The sequence below is a fragment of the Gluconacetobacter azotocaptans genome (genome assembly GCF_014174355.1).
GTDB classification, from domain to species: domain Bacteria; phylum Pseudomonadota; class Alphaproteobacteria; order Acetobacterales; family Acetobacteraceae; genus Gluconacetobacter; species Gluconacetobacter azotocaptans.
In genome coordinates, this window is record NZ_JABEQF010000010.1 from 23,811 (window position 1) to 45,696 (window position 21,886).

A 21,886-nucleotide genomic window follows, 5' to 3' on the forward strand; every position below is an offset into this window, starting at 1 on the left:
ACAAAACGAAACCATATCTGGGCAGGGTACTATGGCTGTCGATATTTCCGATCTCGCGACCCTCGATCCGCGCCGCCGCCGGATCTATTACCGCGCCACCCATCGCGGCACGCATGAGACCGATATCCTGATCGGCGGCTTCGTCGCCCCGCGCCTTGCCGGCATGACCGACGCCGAGCTGGACGCGCTGGAGGCGGTCATGGACCTGCCGGATGCCGACCTCGCCGACTGGCTGAGCGGCCGCCGTCCGGTCCCGACGGAAGTGGATGGACCGATGATGCGGGCCATCATCGCCGATGCGAACGACCCCGCCCGCCAGGCCGCGATCCGGGGAGTGCGATGACCGCGGTGGCCGGATCGCCGTCCCCCGCCATCGCCGCCATATGGGGCGTGCCGGACGGCTATGACGCCTTCCTGCTGGCCCGCCGTCTGGGCGAGCATGGCGGCCCCGTCCTGCATGTGGCGCGGGACGATGCCGGAATGGCGCGGATCGGCGACCAGTTGGCCCTGGTCGCCCCGAACGCCGAAATCCTGCGTTTTCCGGCCTGGGACTGTCTGCCTTACGACCGGGTGTCGCCCAACCCCGCCATCGTCGCCGAGCGCGTGGCGACCCTGACCCGGCTTCTGGAGCCCACGACGGCGCCCCGGGTGGTCCTGACCACGGTGGGTGGACTGGTGCAGCGCGTGGCCCCCCGCGCGGCGTTCCAGGGCCAATCCCTGACGCTTGCCGCCGGCGAAAGCCTGGACCAGGCTTTCCTGGTCGAATTGCTGGTCGCCAACGGCTACAACCGCACCGATACGGTCATGGAGCCCGGCGAATTCGCGACCCGGGGCGGCATCTTCGACATTTTTCCCGCCGGCGAGGCCGAGCCTGTGCGCCTGGACCTGTTCGGCGACGAGGTCGAGAACATCCGCCGCTTCGACCCCGCCACCCAGCGATCCACCGAACGACTGGACCGGTTCGTCATGCGGCCGGTGGCGGATTTCTCGCTGGACCAGGCCTGCGTGTCGCGCTTCCGGACCGGATGGCGCGACCTGTTCGGCCCGGCGGCAGCGGCCGATCCGATCTATCAGCATGTGTCCGACGGGCGGCGCCATCCCGGGCTGGAGCATTGGCTGCCGCTGTTCCACGAGCATCTGGAAACGCTGATCGACTATCTGCCTGGTGCGTCGATCATTCTGGCGCATCAGGCGCAGGACGTGCTGACCGCGCGGCTGGAGATGATCGCCGATCATTTCGAGGCCCGCCGCCAGCCGGTGCGCGAGGGCGAGGTGCCCTACCGCCCCCTGCCGCCGCACCTGATGTATCTGGACCGCAAGGGCTGGGATGGAATCCTGTCCGGCCGCCCGGTCATGGCCTTCAGCCCCTTCGCCCGCCCCGACGACGGCCCTGGCATCGATGCCGGGGGCAGGCCGGGCATTCTGTTCGCACGCGGTACCGGCACCGAATCCCGGGAAAACGTGTTCGCGCTGCTGGAGACGCAGGTGCGGCAGTGGGCCGAGGTCGGGCGTCGTACCTACGTCACGGCCTGGAGCCGTGGCTCGCGCGAGCGGATCGCGACGCTGCTGCGCGAACATGGGATGGCGGTCGAGACCTACGAGGGCTGGACGCGTGCCCGCGACCTGAAGCCCGGGGCGATCGGCCTGCTGACGATGGGGCTGGAACGCGGATTCATCGCCGATAACCTGGCCTTCGTGTCCGAGCAGGATCTGCTGGGCGAGCGGATATCGCGTCCGCCCCGCCGCCGGAAGAAGGCCGACCAGTTCATTGCCGAGGCGTCGGAAATCGCCGAGGGCGATCTGGTCGTCCATCAGGATTACGGAATCGGCCGCTATGACGGGCTGGAGACGATCGGCGTGGGCAGCGCGCCGCACGACTGCCTGCGCCTGGTCTATGACGGCAATGAAAAACTGTTCCTGCCGGTCGAGAATATCGAACTGCTGAGCCGCTTCGGTTCGGACCAGGCCGGGGTGGCGCTGGACAAGCTGGGCGGGGCCTCGTGGCAGAGCCGCAAGGCCCGGATGAAGCAGCGCATCCGCGACATGGCGGGCGAGCTGATCCGCACCGCCGCCCTGCGGGCCCTGCGCGAGGCGCCCAGCCTGACGCCCGCCGAAGGGCTGTGGGACGAATTCTGCGCCCGCTTCCCCTTCGTCGAGACCGAGGACCAGTCGCGCGCCATCGCCGACGTGCTGGAAGACATGGGATCGGGTCGCCCGATGGACCGCCTGGTCTGTGGCGACGTGGGGTTCGGCAAGACCGAGGTCGCGCTGCGCGCCGCCTTCGTCGCCGCCATGTCCGGCGCGCAGGTGGCGGTGGTGGTGCCGACGACCCTGCTGGCGCGCCAGCATTTCCGTACGTTCTCGGCCCGGTTCGCAGGCCTGCCGGTCACGGTCGCGCAATTGTCGCGCATGGTCACCGCCAAGGACGCCACCGCCGTGCGCAAGGGCCTGACCGACGGGACGGTCAACATCGTCATCGGCACCCATGCGCTGCTGGCCAAGACGGTGCAGTTCGCCGACCTGGAACTGCTGATCATCGACGAGGAGCAGCATTTCGGCGTCGCCCACAAGGAGAAGCTGAAGGCCCTGCGCGAGGACGTGCACGTCCTGACCCTGTCGGCGACACCGCTGCCCCGTACCTTGCAACTGGCGCTGACGGGGGTGCGGGAAATGAGCCTGATCGCCACCCCGCCGACCGATCGCCTGGCGGTACGCACCTTCATCATGCCGTTCGACAGTGTGGTGATCCGCGAGGCGATCCAGCGCGAACGGTTCCGGGGCGGGCAGATCTTCTGCGTCGTGCCCCGGATCGAGGATCTGGACCGGATGGCCACCCGTCTGCACGACATCGTGCCGGACGCCCGGATGGTCCAGGCCCACGGACGCCTGTCGCCGACCGACCTGGAACGGGTCATGACCGAATTCAGTGACGGCAAATACGACATCCTGCTGTCGACCAACATCGTCGAGAGCGGGCTGGACATGCCGGCGGTGAATACGCTGATCATCCATCGCGCCGACATGTTCGGGCTGGGGCAATTATACCAGTTGCGCGGCCGGGTGGGGCGCGGCAAGCAGCGCGGTTATGCCTATCTGACCTGGCCGCAGACCCATGTCCTGTCCGCCGCCGCCGAAAAGCGGCTGGAGGTCATGCAGACACTGGACACGCTGGGCGCGGGCTTCACCCTGGCCTCGCACGATCTGGACCTGCGCGGCGCGGGCAACCTCCTGGGTGACGAGCAGTCGGGACATATCCGCGAGGTCGGGATCGAACTCTACCAGCAGATGCTGGAAGACGCGGTCGCCGAGATGCGGGCCGAGAAGGGACGCCGCAAGATCCAGGACCGCGACTGGACGCCCAACATCATCCTGGGCCTGCCTGTCCTGATCCCCGAAACCTACGTGACCGACCTGCCGGTGCGGCTGGGCCTGTATCGGCGGATCGCCGCCCTGGCGGGCGACGCGGAAATCGAGGCGATGGAGGCCGAACTGGTTGATCGCTTCGGCACCCTGCCGGACGAGGTCCGGAACCTTCTGGACGTGGTCGCGATCAAGCGACTGTGCCGCGAGGCCGGTGTGGAACGGCTGGAAGCCGGGCCGAAGGGCATGGTCATCCAGTTCCGGGGCAATCATTTCGCCAACCCGGGCGGGCTGGTGACGTGGATCGCGACGCAGAAGGACGGCAATGTCCGCCTGCGCCCGGACCACAAGCTGGCCCTGGTGCGCGAGATGACGAACGCGCAGCGCATTCGTCTGGCCAAGGACACGGTGCTGACTCTCGGCCGGCTGGCGGGCCAGGAGAAGGCGGCCTGAGGACGACAGCACGAAAGGAACAGGCGACATGAAGATCGATCTGACGGGCAGGACGGCCATCGTCACGGGCTCGACAGCGGGAATCGGGCTGGCCATCGTGATGGCCCTGGCCGAAACCGGGGCGGAAGTCATCGTGAACGGTCGCGGCCAGGACCGGGTGGACGAGGCCCTGGCCCATGTCCGCGCCCGTGTGCCGACGGCGCGGCTGCGCGGGGTCGCGGGCGACCTGGGGACCGAGGCGGGGGTCGACGCCTTCATCCAGGCGGTGCCGCGGGCCGATATTCTGGTCAATAATCTGGGCATCTTCGAGCAGGTCGAATTTCTGCAGACGCCCGATTCCACCTGGCAGCATTTCTTCGACGTCAACGTCATGAGCGGCGTCCGCCTGACCCGCCACTATCTGCCGGGGATGGTGGAGGAAAAATGGGGGCGGGTGGTCTTCATCTCCAGCGAATCCGCGCTGAACATTCCGGCGGACATGATCGCGTACGGCTTCAGCAAGGCTGCCCAGGTCGCCATCGCCCGTGGACTCGCGGAAAGCGTTCCCGGCACCGGGGTCACCGTCAATTCGGTCCTGCCCGGCCCGACCCGGACCGAGGGCGTGATGGCGATGTTCGAGCACGCCGCCCGCGAGAGCGGCCGTCCGGTCGCCGAGATCGAGGCCGAGTTCATCCCCGCGCACCGTCCGACCTCGCTGATCCGCCGCCTGGCCGAGCCGGAGGAGATCGCCAGCATGGTGGCCTATGTCTGTTCGCCGCAGGCGTCGGCGACGACCGGGGCCACGTTGCGGGTCGAGGGCGGGCTGCTGCGCCACCCCGGCTGAGGGAACTCAGCCCCGGAGACTCAACGCAGGGGCAGGGGGATCCGGTTGACGGTCAAAATTCCTCCCTGCCACGCCACATCCCACGAGGTGTCGTCGGCATCGGCATGATGCCCCACCAGATTGGCCAGGATCAGCGCGGTGGCCACGCGGGTCTGGCCCATGGCGCGCACGGCCGCGATCAGGTCGGGCAGGTTGCGCATGCTCATGTGCCCGCTTGCCGACGCGGCGTCGGGATTGCCGGTCAGGACCGCCGACCCGCTGCCATCCAGGCGCATGTCCGAACGCTGGGCCGACAGGCTGCGAATGGTGACGGGCACGGCGACACCCTGTGTCGGCCGTCCACTGATGGCCGCCAGAAGCGGGCCGAGGGACCGGGCCGGAATCGAAAAGACCGAACGTGCCTGCTGCGGCAGCAGGGATGACAGGTCGGCCTGACCGTCCGTGGCTGCATCCTGAATATCGAGGGAGGCCACCACCGGCATGTCCGGCCCGGCGCCCGTCAGGTGCAGATGGATGGCCCGGAACGAAATCCGGGTCGATCCATTGACGATCGTCGGGTTGGACCAGGCCAGGTCGTAGGACCGGTCTGCCCCCAGCCCGCGCAGGACGGGACGGACGGTGTCGGCGAAATAGCCCGGCGTGCAGCCCGGGGCATGGTGGTTGGTCAGCGCCCCCAGCAGCACCACGGATGCCGCATCAAGGATATCGCGGCCGGGCGTGGCAGCCTCGCCGCCCTTGACACTGACGGTGGCGGCGTGAAGAGAAGGGGGCGCCATGCCGCCGGAAAAGCGCAGGCGATAGCCATGGGCCGTGGCGGCGCTTCCGCCCCCCGCCGGGCTGTCGGCCCCTGCGACCGCGCAATCGGCCGGCAGCGGCGCGGCCCTGGCGGATGGAAATATCGCGACGGCGGCGGCCAGAACGACGGCAGGGGAAAGGATTCGCATCTTCATCATCTCGGCCAGACAGTGACGCGACCGCGTCCATAAGGCAATTTGGCATGAGAGTATGGCGGCCCGGAGGCGATAGCCCGTCGGCCAGCCGATGTTCCAACGTGCTTTCTTCTACTGCCCCGGGGCCCCCATCGATGCTCAAGCCGGATCCGTTTCTGCTCAGCCTTATCTGCACCGTCATTCTGGCAACGATCGTGCCGTGTCATGGCGCCGCCGTGCCGGTATTCCAGGATCTGGCGATCGCGGTCATCGCGCTGATGTTCTTCATGCAGGGCGCCCGCCTGTCGCGCGACGCGGTGCTGGGCGGCATCGTGAACTGGCGGCTGCATCTGGCGATACTGCTGTGCACGTTCGCCGTGTTTCCCGTGCTGGGGCTGGGACTGCACGCGCTGTTCCCCAACCTGCTGGAACCTTCGGTCTGGCTGGGCATCCTGTTTCTGTGCTGCCTGCCGTCCACCGTGCAGTCGTCCATCGCGTTCACCTCCATCGCCCGTGGCAATGTCCCGGCGGCGGTCTGCGCGGCCACCACATCCAATATCGTCGGAATTTTCATCACCCCGGTGCTGACGGGGCTGGTGCTTGCCCGGCATGGCGCCTCGGCCGGGCATGGCGGCGTGCTGGCGATCATGACGCAGTTGCTGCTGCCCTTCATCCTGGGGCAGGTGCTCCAGCCCTGGCTGGGGGCGTGGGCGCACCGCAACAAGAAGCTGCTGTCGATGAGCGACCGCGGATCGATCCTGATCGTGGTCTACACCGCGTTCAGCGAGGCCGTGGTCCAGGGCCTGTGGCACACGCTGCCGCTGTCGCAGATCGGCCTGGTGCTGGTCGTCGACGGCGTCCTGCTGGCACTGGTGCTGCTGGCGACCACGCTGGGCAGCCGCGTGCTGGGCTTTCCCAAGGATGACGAGATCGCCATCGTCTTCTGCGGGTCGAAAAAGACGCTGGCATCGGGCGTGCCGATGGCCAACGTGCTGTTCGCACCGAGCACCGTCGGCCTGGTGGTGCTGCCCCTGATGATCTACCACCAGATCCAGCTTTTCGTCTGCGCGATGCTGGCACGGCGCTACGCGGCGGCGCAGGACGCGGCCGGAAGCGCGGGTCGCGCCACGCCCCCGCTGACGTCGCGATAGGCCCGGCGCGCGGTCAGGCCGGTCCGAAGAAGCCGGCCAATGCGCCGGCCAGGGCCTGCGGCGCCTCCTCGGGGACGTAGTAGCCGCAGTCCAGTTCCAGGCCCGTCACGCTGCCGCCCATATAGGGACGCCAGAGATCGCAGGGATCGTACCAGCCGCCGATCCGGCCATGGCGCGACCACACCACCAGCACCGGGCACTGGATCCGCATGGTGCCCGGATAGGGCGGAAAGTGGGAATGTCCCGTGCTTCCCGGGGCCTGCCCTGGGGAGGCCTCCAGATAGTCCGCCACCGCCGAGGGGTTGAACGGCCCCGGCGCATCACCGTCCGGCTGCGTCCATTCGTCGGGAATCGCAACCGTCGTTGATTCCGGCTTGGGATGAAGCTGGGCGAACCAGCACGCCTGATAGCGCGAGAGTTCGAACGCCAGATCGGCACGGCCGTGATGGCCGGGCGAGGGGATGCATTCGATTTCCGCCAGGCGGCTGATCCGGTCGGGCGCGGCGGCGGCGGCATAGGCGCCGACATGCCCACCCGTACCGTGCCCCGCGATGGACAGGGTCTGGTGCCCCAGCGCGGTGGCCAGGGCCAGCAGATGGCGCGCCTGGGCGGCGAAATCGCTGTCCGAGGGCAGGTCGGGACAGACCACCGTGTGCGTGGCGGCCAGCAGGGGCGCCACCTCATGCCATGCGGCGTGGCTCTGCATCCGTCCGTGCAGCAGCACCAGCAGGGGGCCGCTGCCGCCGATCCGCGCGCGGCAGCGGGTGGTGCCCCACGCCAGTTCCGTCAGTTCGAGTTGGCCAAAAAACATGGAAGATCCACAAAAGACACGGGCCGATTATAAGGGCATTATCCGACAATGGACAGAACCGGGTGCGTCGCCCGGATCGCATAGCCTGTCACTCAGGCAAAAGGATGGCGGGAGCGCATGACCGGACTGGACCCCGAGAACTGGGACGAACTGCGGGGCCTGGGGCACCGGATGCTGGACGACATGATCGACCGGCTGGCGACGCAGCGGGACCGGCCAGTCTGGCGCCCCATGCCCGACGCCGCCCGCGCGGCGCTGCGGACCGGCCTGCCGGTCGAGCCGACCCCGCCCGAGGCCCTGTACGATCGTTTCAGCGACCTGATCGCGCCCTATGCCACCGGCAACACCCATCCCGGCTTCATGGGGTGGGTGCATGGGGGTGGTACTGCGGTCGGCATGCTGGCCGAACTGCTGGCCGGCGGCCTGAACGCGAATTGCGGCGGCCGCGACCATGCGCCGATCGAAGTTGAGCGCGAGGTGATCCGCTGGGCCGCCGACATGCTGGGCTTCCCCCCGGACTGCTCCGGCCTGCTGGTCACGGGGTCGTCGATGGCGAACATGATCGCCGTCATCACCGCCAGCCGGGCCACACCCGACGGACAGGCGCTGCGCCGGACGGGAGTCGGTGGACGCCGGCTGGTCGGATATGCCGCCGCCACCGCCCATGGCTGCATCGCCCGCGCGTTCGACCTTGCCGGGCTGGGGACCGACGCCCTGCGGATCATCCCCGTGGACGATCGTCATCGCATGGACCTGCCCGCGCTACGCGCCGCGATCCGGTCGGACCGCGACAGCGGGGCCGAACCGTTCATCGTGATCGGCACGGCCGGAACCGTCGATACCGGCGCGATCGACGATCTGGACGGGATCGCCGACATCGCCCGGCGGGATGGGCTGTGGTTTCACGTCGACGGCGCCTTCGGCGCGCTGGCCATGCTGTCGCCGGACCTGCGCCCGGCCCTGTGTGGGCTGGAACGTGCCGACAGCGTGGCGTTCGATTTCCATAAATGGGCGCAGGTGCCCTACGACGCCGGCTGCATCCTGGTGCGCGAACCGGGGCGGCAGGCGGCGGCCTTCGCACAGTCCCTGGCCTATCTGTCGCGCGAGGACCGGGGCCTGGCGGGAAACGCGCCATGGTTCTGCGACCTGGGGCCCGACCTGTCGCGTGGCTTTCGCGCCTTGAAGGTCTGGATGACGCTGGGCACCTACGGCACGGCCCGCATGGGGCGCATGGTCGATGCCTGCTGCGCCGTGGCGCGTCACCTTGCCGAGCGGGTGGAACGCGAACCCATGCTGGAACTGCTGGCCCCGGTCACTCTGAACATCGTCTGCTTCCGGGTTCGCGTGGCAGGTACGGACCTGGACGCGCTGAACGGCGAACTGGTCAAGGATCTGCATGAATCCGGTGTCGCCGCACCATCGACCACCATGGTCGGCGGGGTGAAGGCGATCCGTGCCGCGATCGTCAACCACAGGACCGTGCCGGGAGATGTCGACCGGATGGTGGATGAAGTGCTGCGCCTGACCGGGCTGCGGCACGAGGCGATCTAGGCCCGCAGGACAGGTCGGGCGTTGCCCGAACCCACCAGGGCCTGAGGCCCTGGACCCCGGTCATGGACAACAGATGGGTTGCCACTGGCCGGTGGCCTTTGGCGGGTTTCAGGCCACGCGCCGCCGCCCCGCCGCCGCCGCTTTTTCGTCGAACAGTTCGGACAGTTTCTGCATCATCGTGCCGCCCAGTTCCTCGGCGTCGGTGATCGTCACCGCCCGCCGGTAATAGCGGGTCACGTCGTGGCCGATGCCGATGGCCACCAGTTCGATGGCGCTGCGTCCCTCGATCTGCGCGATGACCTCGCGCAGGTGGGATTCGAGATATGACCCCGGATTGACCGACAGCGTGCTGTCGTCCACCGGCGCTCCGTCGGAAATGACCATCAGGATCTTGCGGCTTTCGGGCCGCCCCTGAAGCCGCCGCCACGCCCACAGCAGGGCTTCGCCGTCGATATTTTCCTTCAGCAGCCCTTCGCGCAGCATCAGGCCCAGATTCTTCCGCGCCCGCCGCCAGGGCATGTCGGCCGCCTTGTAGACGATGTGCCGCAGGTCGTTCAGCCGCCCCGGATTGCGTGGCTTGCCGTTCGCGACCCAGCGCTCGCGGCTCTGCCCGCCTTTCCAGGCGCGGGTGGTGAATCCCAGCACTTCGACCTTCACGGCGCAGCGTTCCAGCGTCCGGGCCATGATATCGCCGCACATCGCGGCGACCGAAATCGGCCGCCCGCGCATCGAACCCGAATTGTCGATCAGCAGCGTGACGACGGTATCCCGGAAATCGGTATCCCGTTCATGCTTGTAGGACAGCGACAGAGTGGGATTGACCACCACCCGCGACAGCCGGCCCGCATCGAGGATGCCTTCTTCAAGGTCGAATTCCCATGCCCGCGTCTGCTGGGCCAGCAGGCGCCGCTGCAACCGGTTGGCCAGCCGCGACACCACGCCCTGCAGGCTGACCAGCTGCTGGTCCAACTGCTGCCGCAGGCGCGACAATTCATCGGCGTCGCACAGATCCTCGGCTCCGACTTCCTCGTCGAAGGCGGTGGTGTAGGCGTGATAGGCCAGGGCCGGGTCGGGGCCCTCATGGTCCTCGCCCGCACGTGGCCCACCGGCCTGGTCGGACCCGGACGCCGTACCGGATTCCGACTCGTCCGCGTCATCGTCGCCCACCCCGGCGCCCTGCGCCATCTGGGGTTGCAGGCCGGTTTCGTCCTCTTCCTGGCCGGTGCCGTCTTCATCTTGTTGCTGTGGCTTTTCGGGGGCCTCGCCCGGTTCTTCCTCGGCCTGGTCGGAGGGGGCGCTGTCGTCGCCTTCGGGGCTGTCCTCGATTTCGGCCTCGCCCTCGATCAACTCGCAGGCCACCAGCAGGCGCCGCGCGGCACGGGCGAACGCCGCCTGGTCATCCTGGGTCGCGGCCATGTCGTCCAGCGCACGGCGGGCCGCCGCGCCCAGATGGTCACGCCATTTGTCGGCGATGCCCCGCATGAAATCGGGGACCGGCTCGCCCGACAGGCGCTCGCGGGCCAGAAGACCCAACGCCGTCTGGACCGGCAGCTGGTCGATCGACTGCGCCTTGTCGTAGCCGCTGTCGCGATAGTCCTGCGCCAGCCGCTCGCGCAGGTTGGCGGCGACGCCGGCCATGTAGCGCGCGCCGACGCTTTCCACCCGCGCCTGTTCCAACACGTCGTACGCAACACGCGCGTCACCCGGGTCGGGGCGGACGGAATCGTGGATGGCCTGGTTGTGGTGACGCAGTTGCAAGGCCGCAGCGTCGGCCGCGCCCCGCAGCCGGCGGACATCGGCCTCGGGCAGTTGCAGGCCCGGCTGGGGCAGTCGGACATGATCGCCGGTCAGCGCCCCCGTCGGCGGGATAGGCCCGCTTTGGAACGTGACTTCAGTGGTGGGCCGGCCGCCCATGGCCCGGACTGCGCCGACGGTGGCGCGCTTGAAGGCATCGGCGCGCTCCGTCGTCGCGTTGACGTACCTGTGACGGTTGTTGTCTTTCCTGTCCGGCATGCGTCCGCCCTGCTCGGTCAGCGCGCCCGCAACGCCGTCCCGACCGGATCGACGTTGAAGCAGCGCTGGTAATATTCGGCCACGATGGGGCGTTCCGCTTCGTCGCACTTGTTCAGAAACGACACGCGGAATGCGAATTCCAGATCTTGGAAGATCCGGTAATTTTCCGCCCAACTGATGACGGTGCGGGGGGACATGACGGTGGAAATATCCCCGGCGATGAAGCCCGAGCGCGTCAGGTCGGCCAGCGCCACCATGCTTTCGATCCGCTTGCGGCCCGGGGCGTCGCTGGCATCGACAGCCATCTTGGCCATGATGATCGCGGTTTCCTCGGCATGGGGCAGGTAATTCAGGGTGGTCACGATGTTCCAGCGGTCCATCTGGCCCTGATTGATCTGCTGGGTGCCGTGATACAGGCCCGTGGTATCCCCCAGGCCGACCGTGTTGGCCGTGGCGAACAGCCGGAAGAAGGGATGGGGCCGGATGACGCGGTTCTGGTCCAGCAGGGTCAGGTGGCCTTCGATTTCCAGCACGCGCTGGATGACGAACATGACGTCCGGCCGACCGGCGTCGTATTCGTCGAAGACCAGCGCGCAGGGGTGCTGCAGGCCCCAGGGCAGCAGGCCCTCGCGGAATTCCGTCACCTGCATGCCGTCGCGCAGGACGATGGCGTCCTTCCCGATCAGGTCGATGCGCGAGATATGGCTGTCAAGGTTGATGCGCACGCACGGCCAGTTCAGCCGCGACGCCACCTGTTCGATATGCGACGACTTGCCCGTGCCATGATACCCCTGGATCATGACCCGCCGGTTGAACGCGAACCCGGCCAGGATGGCCAGCGTGGTGTCATGGTCGAACCGGTAGGTCGGATCGGCGTCGGGCACATGATCGGTCCGTACCGAAAAGGCGGGCACCTGCAGGTCGCTGTCGATGCCGAAGACATCGCGCGCCGAAACCATGCGATCGGGGGCGGACAGGACCGAGATCGGCGGAAGCGTGTCTCCGTTCTCGGCTACGGATCCGGCGGTCAGGGTGGCTAAATCATTCATCAGGATGGCATCCGTCACGGCTGGTTCGTCCCGGCGGCGTCGCAATGCGGGGAATGCGACGGGACGCTTCATCTTCTCGGGGGAGTATAGACCGGATCGGCCGCGTGGCCATGCTTATGCGGTCTTTTCCAGATCAGCCTGCCGCGAGGACGCAAGATGAGTCCGCACGGTGGTGTAGGCGACGTTGATGATCTTCAGCCGCTCCTCGGCGTGCCGGTCGCCCCCGTTGGCGTCGGGGTGATGGCGGCGCGCCAGATCCTTGTAACGGACCTTGAGTTCGTCCATCGACAGCGGCCAGTCCAGACCCAGCGTGCTCAACGGCTGTCGCAGGGCCTCGGGCGCTTCGGGGCGCGTGGGGGGCGCGCCGCGCGCGCCCGGACGACGCGCGCCGTTCAGCAGGTCCAGCGGATCGAGCACGTCTTCTTCAGTGAAGTAGGCGCCACGCTGTCCCAGCCGCCAGGACGGCCGGTTCCACGAGACGTCGTCACGGATGTGCGCCTCGATCTGGCCGGGGGACATGCCCTTATAATAGTCCCACTTGGCATTATATTCCCGCACGTGGGGCAGGCAGAACCAGAAATATTCGTTCAGGGTCTCACGCGATCGGGGCGCACGGTATCCGGCGGGCTCGTCGCAGCCGGCCATGTCGCAGCACCGCCCCGGCGCGTCCGGATCGGGATCGAAAGCCCTGTGTCGTGTGTTCCTTCTGTTCATCATCTGGCGTTATGTGCGCCCGAACCGTATTCGTGCAAGTGAGAAGCGCACGTTGAAACAGGAAGGCAGATCAGTGACCCAGACAGGACAGGACCGCGCGACCCGGATCGAACGCGCCATTCGCGACCGCCTTGCGCCAGCTACGCTGGACATCGTCGATGACAGCGCCCGCCATGCTCACCATGCGGGCGCGCGCGAGGCGGGCAGGGCGGGCGAGACGCATTACAACGTCCTGGTTGTCAGCGCAGGGTTCGATGGCATGGGGCGGGTCCAGCGGTCGCGGCTGGTGCACGATCTGCTGGGCGGCGAGTTCTCCTCGGGTCTCCATGCCTTGTCCCTGACCCTGCGCACGCCCGAAGAACATGACCGGATGCCCCGCGGATGAACGCGCGGCCCGTGACCCGCCGCCTTCTACTGGGGGCGCCCCTGGCGCTCGCGGCCTGTCAGGCCATGCCCAGAACGGGGGGCGGGCATGACGTCGCGCGGATCGCACATTATCTGAACACCACCCGGGGGCTGACCGCGCGGATGGTCCAGACCTGGCCGGACGGCGGCACCGGCGAAGGACGGCTCTCGTACGATCCGGGATATCTGCGCCTCGACTACGATACGCCCCATCCCATGAAACTGGTGGCGGCCGGCGGCCATCTGGTCTTCCGCGATTCGCTGCGTCAGTCGGTCACGCGCATGACGCTGTCGCGCCAGCCGCTTGGCCTGCTGCTGGCCACCCCCGTACAGCTTGGCGGGGCCATTACGGTGACATCGGTGCAGCATGGCAGCAACGTCGTGCAGATCTCGCTGGCCCGGACCTCCAACCCGTCGCAGGGCCTGCTGACGCTGGGGTTTTCCGACTTCGCAGGCCAGCTCTCGCTGGTCGCGATCGAGATTCTGGATGAGCGGCGGAACCGCACGCGCCTGCACCTGACGGACGTGCAAACGGGCGCCACGTTCCCCGACGGCTATTTCTCGTTGTCCACCGGAGAATAGGGGACGCTGCCGAACAGTTCCTGCCAGCATGCGCGCAATGCCGCGTCGGCCTCGGCCATCGTGACGGTTCGCCCCAGCGCATGAAGGCTGGTGACGCCATGTTCGCGAATGCCGCAGGGTACGATCCCGCCGAAATCGTCCAGGCGCGGCGCGACATTCAGCGCGACGCCATGCCAGCTTGTCCAGCGGGACACCCGGACCCCCAGGGCCGCAATCTTGTTTTCCGTCCCGGTGCGGGGATCGGCAACCCATACGCCGATGCGGCCGTCGCGCCGCTCCCCCGTTACGTCGAAGCGCCGCAAGGTCCGGATCAGCCATTCTTCCAGCGTCTGGACATAGTCCCGCAAATCACGCGCGGGAACGACGCCGTGCGGCCGGGTCAGGTCCAGCATCACATAGGCGACCCGCTGACCCGGCCCATGATAGGTCCATTGGCCGCCGCGGCCGGCGGCATAAGTCGGGAAACCCTGGGGATTGAACAGATCTTCGTCCCGGGCCGATGTTCCGGCCGTGAAGGTGGGCGGATGTTCCAGCAGCCAGACCCGTTCGGGGGCGGTGCCGCCGCGGATTCCCGCCACCTGGCGCTCCATCTCGGCAATGGCATCGGGATAGGGCACGAGGCCGGCGCTGGAATTCCAGAGAATCGTGTTTTCGGTCATTGCCCGTCGGTCATGCATCAGTTATACGGCCTCCGTCACACGGTATCGCCCAGGCGGTGACCGTTGTCACGGTGCGGTCGTGGCGGAATGGTAGACGCGCAAGCTTGAGGTGCTTGTGGGGGAAACCCCGTGGAAGTTCGAGTCTTCTCGACCGCACCAATATCCTGTCCCGTCCGGGGCGGTCGATAAAAATCCCTGCTTGAAAATTCGTGGGGGATGGTCGGCGGATCATCTCGCCTCATGCTGTCCCGGGAATCCCCGATCCGGGCAGTCGCGCACTTATTTTTTCGCCTTCCCGCAACGCTGGAACACGTTCCATCGTTAACCCCGACGGCGGGAAACAGCAGTTCGGATGCGCTTGAAATCAGGCATGGTGACCGGAAAATCGGATCAACTGTGCAATGATGCCTTACATAAGTCATTTTTTTCTCAAAATTTGCGGATAGAAGAATTTCACGAGCAACCGGTTAACGGCTGTTGTTTCCCTCCGACGGAAGCGATTGAATGTTCTGGATTCATAACGCGAATAGAAGGTGACGTTTGTGATAAAGCCCTTGCGAAAAGCCGTCCTTCCGGTGGCGGGCCTTGGCACGCGATTCCTGCCGGCGACCAAAGCAATGCCAAAGGAAATGCTGCCTGTCGTCGACAAGCCGCTGATCCAGTATGCGATCGACGAGGCACGCGCCGCCGGGATCGATCAGTTCTGCCTGATCACGGGACGCGGCAAGGATTCGCTGATCGATTATTTCGACGTTGCCTTCGAACTGGAAACGACACTCCGCGAGCGCAACAAGATCGAGGCGCTGGAGGCACTCGCCCCGACCAGTATCGAAGCCGGGGCGCTGAGCGCCGTCCGCCAGCAGGAGCCGCTGGGCCTGGGCCACGCCATCTGGTGCGCCCGCAGCTTCATCGGGGACGATCCGTTCGCGATCCTGCTGCCCGACGATATCGTCAAGAGCGATGTGCCGTGCCTGAAGCAGTTGGTGGACGCCTACAACCAGACCGGCGGCAACGTGGTGGCGGTGACCGAGGTGCCGCGCGAACACACCAACCGTTACGGCATCCTCAAGACCGGCCAGGATGACGGCAAGCTGGTCGAGGTCGCGGGACTGGTCGAGAAACCGAAGCCCGAGGATGCGCCGTCGAACCTGTCCATCATCGGACGCTACATCCTGACCGCCGACGTCATGCCCCATCTGGCGAAGCTGGAGCGCGGCGCGGGTGGCGAAGTCCAGTTGACCGACGCGATGGCCAAGGTCATAGGACATGTGCCGTTCCACGGCCTGCGCTACGAGGGACGCCGCTTTGACTGCGGCAACAAGATCGGTTTCCTCGAAGCCCAGATCGCGTTTTCGATCGACCGCCCTGACCTGGGGTCGGCCGTGCGCGAATTCCTGAAAACCTATACCGGTGAAATTTGATGTCTTTCACGCATAAGTTCGATCCGACCAGCCTGCGCGAATACGATATCCGTGGAATCGTGGGCAAGACCCTGCATCTCGAGGACGCTTTCGCGATCGGCCGGACGTTCGGCAGCATCGTGGCCCGCAAGGGCGGCCGGACGGTCGTGATCGGATATGACGGCCGCCTGTCGTCTCCGTCGCTGGAAGAGGCTCTGGTGCAGGGCGCCCTGGCCTCGGGGGTCGAGGTCGTGCGCGTGGGGCGCGGCCCGACACCGATGCTCTATTTCGCCTCCGTGACGCTGAAGGCCGACGGCGCGATCATGGTGACGGGCAGCCATAATCCGCCGAACTACAACGGCTTCAAGATGATGCTGTCCGGCAAGCCGTTCTTCGGCGAGCAGATCAAGGAACTGGGCGCGCTGTCGGCCGCCGGCGACGTCGTGCCGGAAGCCGCGGGGACCGTCCGCAGCATCGACATCAAGGACGATTACATTGCCCGCCTGATCCAGGACTGGGACGGCGGCACGCGTAAGCTGAAGGTCGTCTGGGATAACGGCAACTCGGTCGCGGGCGAGGTCCTGGCCGAACTGGTCAAGAAGATCCCGGGCGAGCACACCATCCTGAATGGCGAGATCGATGGAACCTTCCCGGCCCATCATCCGGACCCGACGGTTGCCAAGAATCTGGAACAGATGATCGCCAAGGTGGGCGAGATCCATGCCGACATCGGCATCGCCTTTGACGGCGACGCGGATCGCATCGGGATTGTCGACGACAAGGGACAGATCCTGTGGGGCGACCAGATCCTGGTCATCCTGGCGCGTGACGTCCTGCGCGAACGGCCGGGTGCGACGATCATCGCCGACGTGAAGGCCAGCCAGGTCCTGTTCGATGAAATCGCCAAGGCCGGGGGTACGCCGCTGATGTGGCGTACCGGTCATTCGCTCATCAAATCGAAGATGGCCGAAACCTCCTCGCCGTTGGCGGGCGAAATGTCGGGCCACATCTTCTTCGCCGACAAATGGTACGGCTTCGATGATGCGCTGTATGCCGCGATCCGGCTGCTGGGCATCGTCGCCCGTCTGGACGTGCCGCTGTCGGCGGTGCGCGACGCCCTGCCCGAAACGATCTCCACCCCCGAATTGCGGTTCGACTGCGACGATACCCGCAAATTCGCGGTGATCGAGGAGGTAGCGGCCCGCCTGAAGGAAAGCGGCGCCGACGTCTCGCTGATTGACGGGGTCCGCGTCAACACGAAGGACGGCTGGTGGTTGCTGCGGGCCTCCAACACCCAGGCGGTGCTGGTGGCGCGGGCCGAGGGCAACACCGAAGCCGGCCTGGAGCATCTGAAAAGCGCGCTGACCGAACAGTTGGAGAAATCGGGCATCGCCGCGCCGGATTTCTCCGGGGAAAATGCCGGCCACTGATCGCTGCCTTTCATAGGCTTTGAATATTCGGAGACGGCTTGGTATCCTGCCAAGCCGTTTTTCGTTATGGCCGATGGGGCGCGTGCACCCCATGCGATCGCCGCCAGCGCGGCGCGTCCCGGTCCGGAGTTCCGTGATCTCATGCCCGCTCCCTCAGCCTTCCGGTCGTTCCTGGAACCCGGACAGTCCGTTATCCATCCCGATCATCCGGAATGGGGACGAGGACAGGTGCAGTCGGCCGTCGCCCACCGCGTGACGGTCAATTTCGAGAATCAGGGAAAGGTGCTGATCGACGCCTCCGTGATCACGCTGACCCTCCTGTCCTGAGATCCATGCAGTGATGACGCCGTTCCAGGATTCCTTCGGTCGATCGGTGACCTATCTGCGCGTGTCGGTGACCGACCGGTGCGACATGCGCTGTGTCTATTGCATGTCGGAAAACATGGTGTTTCTGCCGAAGGCGGAGATCCTGTCTTTCGAGGAGCTGGAGCGCATTTGTGGGGCATTCATCCGCACTGGCGTGACACGGATCCGTATTACCGGGGGCGAACCCTTGGTGCGTCGGGATATTGATTCATTTTTCAACGCCTTGGGGAAATATATTCATAAACCGGGTGATGATGGCCATCTGGACGAACTGACCCTCACCACCAATGGCTCCCGCCTGTCGGTCCACGCGGAGATGTTGCGACGGGCAGGGGTTCGACGGGTGAATGTCAGCCTGGATTCCCTTGATTTTGAACGATTCGGCCGCATTACCCGCCGCGGGCGCCTTGATCAGACACTGGAGGGCATTCGCGCCGCGCGCGACGCCGGCCTTGCGGTGCGGATCAATACCGTTGCCATGGCCGGCGTAAACGACGACGAATTCGACACCCTGCTGTCCTGGTGTGGTGAGATCGGCGCCGATCTGTGCCTGATCGAGACGATGCCGATGGGCGAGACCGGCGAGGACAGGACCGACCGCTATCTCCCGCTCTCGACGGTCCGGGCCGATCTGGAACGGCGTTGGACCCTGGAGCCCCTGTCCCTTCGGACAGGAGGGCCGGCCCGCTATCTGCGGGTTGCCGAAACGGGCCGGCTTCTGGGCCTGATCACGCCGATGACCCATAATTTCTGCGAAAGCTGCAATCGGGTCCGGCTGTCTTGCACCGGGCAGTTCTATACCTGCCTGGGGCACGAGGGAGCGACCGACCTTCGTCAACCGGTGCGGGACGGGGCCAGCGACGCGGAATTGCTGGCTCTGGTCCGGGACGCCATCGGCCGCAAGCCGAAGGGTCATGATTTCGTAATCGGCCGTCGGCCGGATGACCCCGCGGCCATCAGGCGGCACATGAGCGTGACCGGGGGATAATATTTATTCTATTATCATATAGTTATTTTATATTCTTCAGGGCGTCTTCCAGCGGCGTCGTAAATTGCCCGGGACGTAACGGCTTCGGCTGAGCCGCATCGGGGGCCCAGCCGGTCATGATCGCAAGGCGCAAGGGCACCGCCAGACTCTCGCCTTCGGACGACGCCAGATCGGCCAGCGCCGCCGGAAACAGGCTGATGGGGGCGAAGCGGCGGCTGCGCAGGGTCAGGGCGTTGGTTTCCCCGGCGGCCCGCAAATCCCGCAGCAGGCCCATGGGCGTGCGATAGTCCAGCAGGATCGTGTCCGCATCCGCGACGGGCAGCGCGAATCCCGCCCGTTGCAGCAGTGACGCGCAATCCCGCAGGTCGGGGAACGGCGATACGCGCGGCGAGGCGCCGCCCAGCAGGGCGCATTCGGCGTCGGTCAGCGCATGTCGCAGGCCCGACAGGCTGGGCAGCACCGGCAGGCTGGCCAGGAACAACCCGTCCGGTTTCAGCGCGTGACGGATCTGCGCCAGGGCGCCGGGCAGGTCGTTGACCCAATGCAGCGACAGGTTGGCGACCACCAGGTCGAACGCGCCCGGTCCGAACGGCAGCCATTCCTCGTCGGCGCACAGGCAGGGCGTGCCGTTCAGCCGGGCCATCTCGGGCGCCAGATCGCACGAAATCACGCTGTCGATGCCCCGGCCGCGCAGGCGCGGGGCCACGACGCCGCGCCCCCCGATATCCAGCGCCGCGGCGAAACGGTAGGTCGTATCGTCCAGGCGATCGAGCAGGCGCTCGGCGACCTCGTCCAGGATCGCGGTGACGCTGCCCACCTGCCGTGCGGCGCGATCGCGATGCTGGCGCACGGCGCGGCGATCGAAAATCACGGAATCGTTCATAGGGAGGATGTGCTCTTTCGACCCGGCGCCGCCAATGGCACCTTTGCGTGATGAGTCTGTATCGCGACACCGGGGCAGTCGTCGCCCGGGGAATCATTCCCGGCGCGACACGCGCGCTGCTCCGGGCGGGATCGTTGCTGCTCGATACCCTTCTGCCGCCCGATTGCCCGTCCTGCCACGGCGACGTGGATCGGGCCGGACATTTCTGCCCGACCTGTTTCAGGCAACTGACCTTCATCGCCGACCCGTGCTGCGCGCGGTGCGGGCAGCCCTTCGTCTCGGCATCGTTCGGCGGTGCGCGGATGATATGCGCCCCGTGCGAGGAAACGCCGCCCCCCTGGCACGCCGGGCGGGCCGCGCTGGTCTATGACGAGTGGTCGCGTCGCCTGATCCTGGGACTGAAATACGGCGACCGCACCGAACTGGCGCCGATTCTGGCGGCCCATATGGGCCGGATCGGGCGATCCATGCTGGACCGTGCGGACATCGTGGTGCCGGTTCCACTGCACCGGCGGCGGCTGTTCGGGCGACGCTACAACCAGGCGGCCCTGCTGGTTTGGGCGCTGGCCCGGCAGGCGCGCATTGCCGTGGGTCCCGACACGCTGGTTCGTGTCCGGGCCACCGCGCCGCTGGCGCGGCTGGGCCGTGCGGCGCGGCGCGATATCCTGCGTGGCGTCATTGCGATTCGACCCAGGCGGCGTGACGCCATCGCGAATCGGCGCGTCGTTCTGGTGGACGACGTCATGACGACAGGTGCGACTCTGGGGGAATGCACGCGCGTCCTGCTGGCGGCCGGGGCGGCGTCGGTCGATGTGCTGGTCGCGGCCCGCGCGCCCGCGCCGGACGAACCTCGCCATTCCGAGAAAAGCGCCGTATCGCGAGAACGGTATGCCGTGGCGAGATGAATGCGCTATGTTTATCATGCCGTGTCTGACATTCCCCCTGCTGCCCAACAGAGGACGAGCATGCCCAAGATCGAGATCTATACCCAGCCGGGTTGCCCCTATTGCGTCCGCGCTGTGCGCCTGCTCGAGCAGAAGGGCATGAAATTCAACGAGATCCGCGCCCTGCACGGCACGCCTGAACGCAAGGAGGCCCAGGAGCGTTCGGGCGGCCGCACGACGGTGCCGCAGATCTTCATCGACGGACGGCATATTGGCGGGTGCGACGACCTGATGGCACTGGAACGCAGCGGCAAACTCGATCCGCTTCTGTCCGTCGCCTGACAACCCCCGGGAGGTCGTGTGATCCGCTATCAGTTGCGTTGCGGGGACGGGCACGGGTTCGAGGGCTGGTTTCCCAGCAGCCACGCATTCGACACCCAGGCCCAACGCGGGTTGCTGTCCTGCCCGCAATGTGGCGCCTCCGACGTGACCCGTGCGCTGATGGCCCCGGCGGTACGCACCGTGCCAGCAACGCCGCCGGCGCCGGCCGGAGACCACGCGGCACCGACCGAACGCGACGCGGCGATGCCGGCCACCATGCGGGCCGCATTGCAGCGGTTGCGACAGGAGGTGGAACAGCGATGCGAGGATGTCGGTGATCGTTTCGCCGAGGAAGCACTGAGGATCCATCGGGGCGAAACCGAAGAGCATGGCATTTACGGCAACGCCACGGAGGAGGAGAGGGAACGCCTGGCCGACGAGGGCGTGGACATCATATCGGTGCCCTGGGTCAGGCGTGCCGACAGCTGAGAAACGTCGGGGATGAATGTGTGTGACGGTGCGGCCTGATGCAGGACCGGGAAAAATGGTGCGTATGCAGGACAGAAAAGACAGGCCGGACGCGGCTTTCCCTGCCTGGAACCGACTGATGCGGGGATGGCTGCCTCATCCGGTCGCGGCGGCCGGCATTGTTGCCGTGGTCGCTGCCCTGAGCGGACCTCCGGCGATGCCCGCGTGGGCGGACGAGCCGGGCAACACGGTAACGTTATCCGCCCTGGGGTTGTGGGAAACCCAGGAACACGATGGTGTATTCGAAGTAAAATCCTGTGGGGACGGACAAATCTGCGGCCGCCTGGTGGGCATGCGCTATACCGGCGAGGTCCCGAAGGCCAAGGATGGTGGCTCGGAATGCGGTTTGCTGATGCTGACCGGATTCACGCCCGATTCGGACAAGGCCGGGCGGTGGAACGGACATATTCTCGATCCCGATACGGGTCGGGTCTATCACGCGCAGATCTGGTCCCCGCGGGAAGGCGTGCTGAAGCTGCGCGGTTATATCGGTATTCCCCTGTTCGGCGAGACCCATACGTGGACGCGCTATACGGGAACGATCGGGCCGCGCTGCCAGATGCCCTGACTTGTCCTTCCTGTGAGC

22 protein-coding genes and 1 tRNA gene are annotated in these 21,886 nt (G+C 66.6%); 16 read left to right on the forward strand and 7 right to left on the reverse strand.

Annotation, left to right across the window (positions count from 1 at the left end; translation table 11 throughout):
- Nucleotides 1–31 precede the first annotated feature (31 nt).
- From HLH34_RS13030 to HLH34_RS13040, 3 genes are read left to right on the forward strand one after another with little or no spacing between them, the layout of a single operon-like run.
- Nucleotides 32–343: an FAD assembly factor SdhE gene (locus tag HLH34_RS13030; RefSeq protein ID WP_183120018.1), complete on the forward strand. Its 312-nt coding sequence runs from the start codon at nucleotides 32–34 to the stop codon at nucleotides 341–343.
- Nucleotides 340–3,813, forward strand: a complete 3,474-nt coding sequence (gene mfd / locus HLH34_RS13035; protein WP_183120019.1) for a transcription-repair coupling factor — start codon at nucleotides 340–342, stop codon at nucleotides 3,811–3,813. The genes HLH34_RS13030 and mfd overlap by 4 nt, the downstream gene beginning before the upstream one ends.
- A 28-nt stretch (nucleotides 3,814–3,841) precedes the next feature.
- On the forward strand, nucleotides 3,842–4,636 hold the full coding sequence (locus tag HLH34_RS13040; RefSeq protein ID WP_183120020.1) for an SDR family NAD(P)-dependent oxidoreductase: 795 nt from the start codon (nucleotides 3,842–3,844) through the stop codon (nucleotides 4,634–4,636).
- Between the two features lie 20 nt (nucleotides 4,637–4,656).
- Here HLH34_RS13040 and HLH34_RS13045 read toward each other — a convergent pair whose 3' ends face one another.
- Nucleotides 4,657–5,580 (reverse strand): hypothetical protein, encoded by a 924-nt coding sequence (locus HLH34_RS13045; protein ID WP_183120021.1) that lies wholly within the window; start codon nucleotides 5,578–5,580, stop codon nucleotides 4,657–4,659.
- Nucleotides 5,581–5,720: 140 nt separating this feature from the next.
- On the opposite strand from HLH34_RS13045, the gene HLH34_RS13050 reads away from it, so the two are divergent.
- Nucleotides 5,721–6,716 (forward strand): bile acid:sodium symporter family protein, encoded by a 996-nt coding sequence (locus HLH34_RS13050; RefSeq protein WP_183120022.1) that lies wholly within the window; start codon nucleotides 5,721–5,723, stop codon nucleotides 6,714–6,716.
- 13 nt (nucleotides 6,717–6,729) lie between these two features.
- Here the strand turns inward: HLH34_RS13050 and HLH34_RS13055 are convergent, their stop codons facing one another.
- Complete coding sequence (locus HLH34_RS13055) at nucleotides 6,730–7,527, reverse strand: alpha/beta fold hydrolase (RefSeq protein WP_183120023.1); 798 nt, start codon at nucleotides 7,525–7,527, stop codon at nucleotides 6,730–6,732.
- Nucleotides 7,528–7,644: 117 nt separating this feature from the next.
- Here HLH34_RS13055 and HLH34_RS13060 point away from each other — a divergent pair, with 117 nt between their 5' ends.
- Nucleotides 7,645–9,078 carry a pyridoxal phosphate-dependent decarboxylase family protein gene (locus HLH34_RS13060; protein WP_183120024.1) on the forward strand — a complete coding sequence of 478 codons (1,434 nt, stop codon included), beginning with the start codon at nucleotides 7,645–7,647 and terminating at the stop codon, nucleotides 9,076–9,078.
- 108 nt (nucleotides 9,079–9,186) lie between these two features.
- Here the strand turns inward: HLH34_RS13060 and cobT are convergent, their stop codons facing one another.
- From cobT to HLH34_RS13075, 3 genes are all read right to left on the reverse strand, one after another.
- Complete coding sequence (gene cobT, locus HLH34_RS13065; protein ID WP_183120025.1) at nucleotides 9,187–11,091, reverse strand: cobaltochelatase subunit CobT; 1,905 nt, start codon at nucleotides 11,089–11,091, stop codon at nucleotides 9,187–9,189.
- Nucleotides 11,092–11,108: 17 nt separating this feature from the next.
- The gene (gene cobS / locus HLH34_RS13070; RefSeq protein WP_183120026.1) at nucleotides 11,109–12,140 is read right to left on the reverse strand and encodes a cobaltochelatase subunit CobS; all 1,032 of its coding nucleotides are present in this window, start codon (nucleotides 12,138–12,140) and stop codon (nucleotides 11,109–11,111) included.
- Between the two features lie 114 nt (nucleotides 12,141–12,254).
- A complete protein-coding gene (locus HLH34_RS13075; RefSeq protein WP_183120027.1) occupies nucleotides 12,255–12,857 on the reverse strand; it encodes a J domain-containing protein in 603 nt (200 codons plus the stop codon).
- A 70-nt stretch (nucleotides 12,858–12,927) separates the two neighbouring features.
- On the opposite strand from HLH34_RS13075, the gene HLH34_RS13080 reads away from it, so the two are divergent.
- Nucleotides 12,928–13,239 carry a BolA family protein gene (locus tag HLH34_RS13080; protein WP_264784372.1) on the forward strand — a complete coding sequence of 104 codons (312 nt, stop codon included), beginning with the start codon at nucleotides 12,928–12,930 and terminating at the stop codon, nucleotides 13,237–13,239.
- Nucleotides 13,236–13,841, forward strand: coding sequence for a LolA family protein (locus tag HLH34_RS13085; protein WP_183120029.1), 606 nt, complete (start codon nucleotides 13,236–13,238; stop codon nucleotides 13,839–13,841). Before HLH34_RS13080 ends, HLH34_RS13085 begins: the two co-directional genes overlap by 4 nt.
- Here the strand turns inward: HLH34_RS13085 and lipB are convergent.
- Complete coding sequence (gene lipB / locus HLH34_RS13090; RefSeq protein ID WP_183120030.1) at nucleotides 13,814–14,518, reverse strand: lipoyl(octanoyl) transferase LipB; 705 nt, start codon at nucleotides 14,516–14,518, stop codon at nucleotides 13,814–13,816. The two genes, HLH34_RS13085 and lipB, sit on opposite strands and share 28 nt — an antisense overlap.
- Before the next feature lie 55 nt (nucleotides 14,519–14,573).
- Between lipB and HLH34_RS13095 the strand changes: the two genes are divergently transcribed.
- The 5 genes from HLH34_RS13095 (at nucleotide 14,574) to moaA (ending at nucleotide 18,684) form a co-directional block, all read left to right on the forward strand.
- Nucleotides 14,574–14,659 (forward strand) — tRNA-Leu (locus tag HLH34_RS13095).
- 383 nt (nucleotides 14,660–15,042) lie between these two features.
- On the forward strand, nucleotides 15,043–15,921 hold the full coding sequence (galU, locus tag HLH34_RS13100) for a UTP--glucose-1-phosphate uridylyltransferase GalU (RefSeq protein WP_183120105.1): 879 nt from the start codon (nucleotides 15,043–15,045) through the stop codon (nucleotides 15,919–15,921).
- Nucleotides 15,921–17,330 (forward strand): phosphoglucomutase/phosphomannomutase PgmG, encoded by a 1,410-nt coding sequence (gene pgmG / locus HLH34_RS13105; RefSeq protein WP_183120031.1) that lies wholly within the window; start codon nucleotides 15,921–15,923, stop codon nucleotides 17,328–17,330. Before galU ends, pgmG begins: the two co-directional genes overlap by 1 nt.
- 141 nt (nucleotides 17,331–17,471) lie before the next feature.
- The gene (locus HLH34_RS13110; RefSeq protein WP_183120032.1) at nucleotides 17,472–17,657 is read left to right on the forward strand and encodes a DUF3553 domain-containing protein; all 186 of its coding nucleotides are present in this window, start codon (nucleotides 17,472–17,474) and stop codon (nucleotides 17,655–17,657) included.
- Nucleotides 17,658–17,667: 10 nt separating this feature from the next.
- Complete coding sequence (gene moaA, locus HLH34_RS13115) at nucleotides 17,668–18,684, forward strand: GTP 3',8-cyclase MoaA (RefSeq protein ID WP_373318614.1); 1,017 nt, start codon at nucleotides 17,668–17,670, stop codon at nucleotides 18,682–18,684.
- A 22-nt stretch (nucleotides 18,685–18,706) separates the two neighbouring features.
- On the opposite strand, the gene HLH34_RS13120 is transcribed toward moaA, so the two are convergent.
- A complete protein-coding gene (locus tag HLH34_RS13120) occupies nucleotides 18,707–19,567 on the reverse strand; it encodes a methyltransferase domain-containing protein (RefSeq protein WP_183120033.1) in 861 nt (286 codons plus the stop codon).
- Between the two features lie 50 nt (nucleotides 19,568–19,617).
- Between HLH34_RS13120 and HLH34_RS13125 the strand changes: the two genes are divergently transcribed.
- From HLH34_RS13125 to HLH34_RS13140, 4 genes are all read left to right on the forward strand, one after another.
- Nucleotides 19,618–20,472: a ComF family protein gene (locus tag HLH34_RS13125; protein WP_183120107.1), complete on the forward strand. Its 855-nt coding sequence runs from the start codon at nucleotides 19,618–19,620 to the stop codon at nucleotides 20,470–20,472.
- Between the two features lie 60 nt (nucleotides 20,473–20,532).
- Nucleotides 20,533–20,793 (forward strand): glutaredoxin 3, encoded by a 261-nt coding sequence (grxC, locus tag HLH34_RS13130; RefSeq protein ID WP_183120034.1) that lies wholly within the window; start codon nucleotides 20,533–20,535, stop codon nucleotides 20,791–20,793.
- A gap of 18 nt (nucleotides 20,794–20,811) precedes the next feature.
- Nucleotides 20,812–21,261: a DUF1178 family protein gene (locus HLH34_RS13135; protein ID WP_183120035.1), complete on the forward strand. Its 450-nt coding sequence runs from the start codon at nucleotides 20,812–20,814 to the stop codon at nucleotides 21,259–21,261.
- A 118-nt stretch (nucleotides 21,262–21,379) separates the two neighbouring features.
- Nucleotides 21,380–21,868, forward strand: a complete 489-nt coding sequence (locus HLH34_RS13140) for a DUF2147 domain-containing protein (protein WP_240161800.1) — start codon at nucleotides 21,380–21,382, stop codon at nucleotides 21,866–21,868.
- The last annotated feature ends 18 nt before the right edge of the window (nucleotides 21,869–21,886 follow it).

Excerpts from the sequence above, each read along its gene's own strand:
- HLH34_RS13030 (WP_183120018.1), top strand. The coding sequence starts at position 32 with ATGGCTGTCGATATTTCCGATCTCGCGACCCTCGATCCGCGCCGCCGC.
- mfd (WP_183120019.1), top strand. The coding sequence starts at position 340 with ATGACCGCGGTGGCCGGATCGCCGTCCCCCGCCATCGCCGCCATATGG.
- HLH34_RS13040 (WP_183120020.1), top strand. The coding sequence starts at position 3,842 with ATGAAGATCGATCTGACGGGCAGGACGGCCATCGTCACGGGCTCGACA.
- HLH34_RS13045 (WP_183120021.1), bottom strand. The coding sequence starts at position 5,580 with ATGCGAATCCTTTCCCCTGCCGTCGTTCTGGCCGCCGCCGTCGCGATA.
- HLH34_RS13050 (WP_183120022.1), top strand. The coding sequence starts at position 5,721 with ATGCTCAAGCCGGATCCGTTTCTGCTCAGCCTTATCTGCACCGTCATT.
- HLH34_RS13055 (WP_183120023.1), bottom strand. The coding sequence starts at position 7,527 with ATGTTTTTTGGCCAACTCGAACTGACGGAACTGGCGTGGGGCACCACC.
- HLH34_RS13060 (WP_183120024.1), top strand. The coding sequence starts at position 7,645 with ATGACCGGACTGGACCCCGAGAACTGGGACGAACTGCGGGGCCTGGGG.
- cobT (WP_183120025.1), bottom strand. The coding sequence starts at position 11,091 with ATGCCGGACAGGAAAGACAACAACCGTCACAGGTACGTCAACGCGACG.
- cobS (WP_183120026.1), bottom strand. The coding sequence starts at position 12,140 with ATGAATGATTTAGCCACCCTGACCGCCGGATCCGTAGCCGAGAACGGA.
- HLH34_RS13075 (WP_183120027.1), bottom strand. The coding sequence starts at position 12,857 with ATGATGAACAGAAGGAACACACGACACAGGGCTTTCGATCCCGATCCG.
- HLH34_RS13085 (WP_183120029.1), top strand. The coding sequence starts at position 13,236 with ATGAACGCGCGGCCCGTGACCCGCCGCCTTCTACTGGGGGCGCCCCTG.
- lipB (WP_183120030.1), bottom strand. The coding sequence starts at position 14,518 with ATGCATGACCGACGGGCAATGACCGAAAACACGATTCTCTGGAATTCC.
- pgmG (WP_183120031.1), top strand. The coding sequence starts at position 15,921 with ATGTCTTTCACGCATAAGTTCGATCCGACCAGCCTGCGCGAATACGAT.
- HLH34_RS13110 (WP_183120032.1), top strand. The coding sequence starts at position 17,472 with ATGCCCGCTCCCTCAGCCTTCCGGTCGTTCCTGGAACCCGGACAGTCC.
- HLH34_RS13120 (WP_183120033.1), bottom strand. The coding sequence starts at position 19,567 with ATGAACGATTCCGTGATTTTCGATCGCCGCGCCGTGCGCCAGCATCGC.
- HLH34_RS13125 (WP_183120107.1), top strand. The coding sequence starts at position 19,618 with ATGAGTCTGTATCGCGACACCGGGGCAGTCGTCGCCCGGGGAATCATT.
- grxC (WP_183120034.1), top strand. The coding sequence starts at position 20,533 with ATGCCCAAGATCGAGATCTATACCCAGCCGGGTTGCCCCTATTGCGTC.
- HLH34_RS13140 (WP_240161800.1), top strand. The coding sequence starts at position 21,380 with ATGCGGGGATGGCTGCCTCATCCGGTCGCGGCGGCCGGCATTGTTGCC.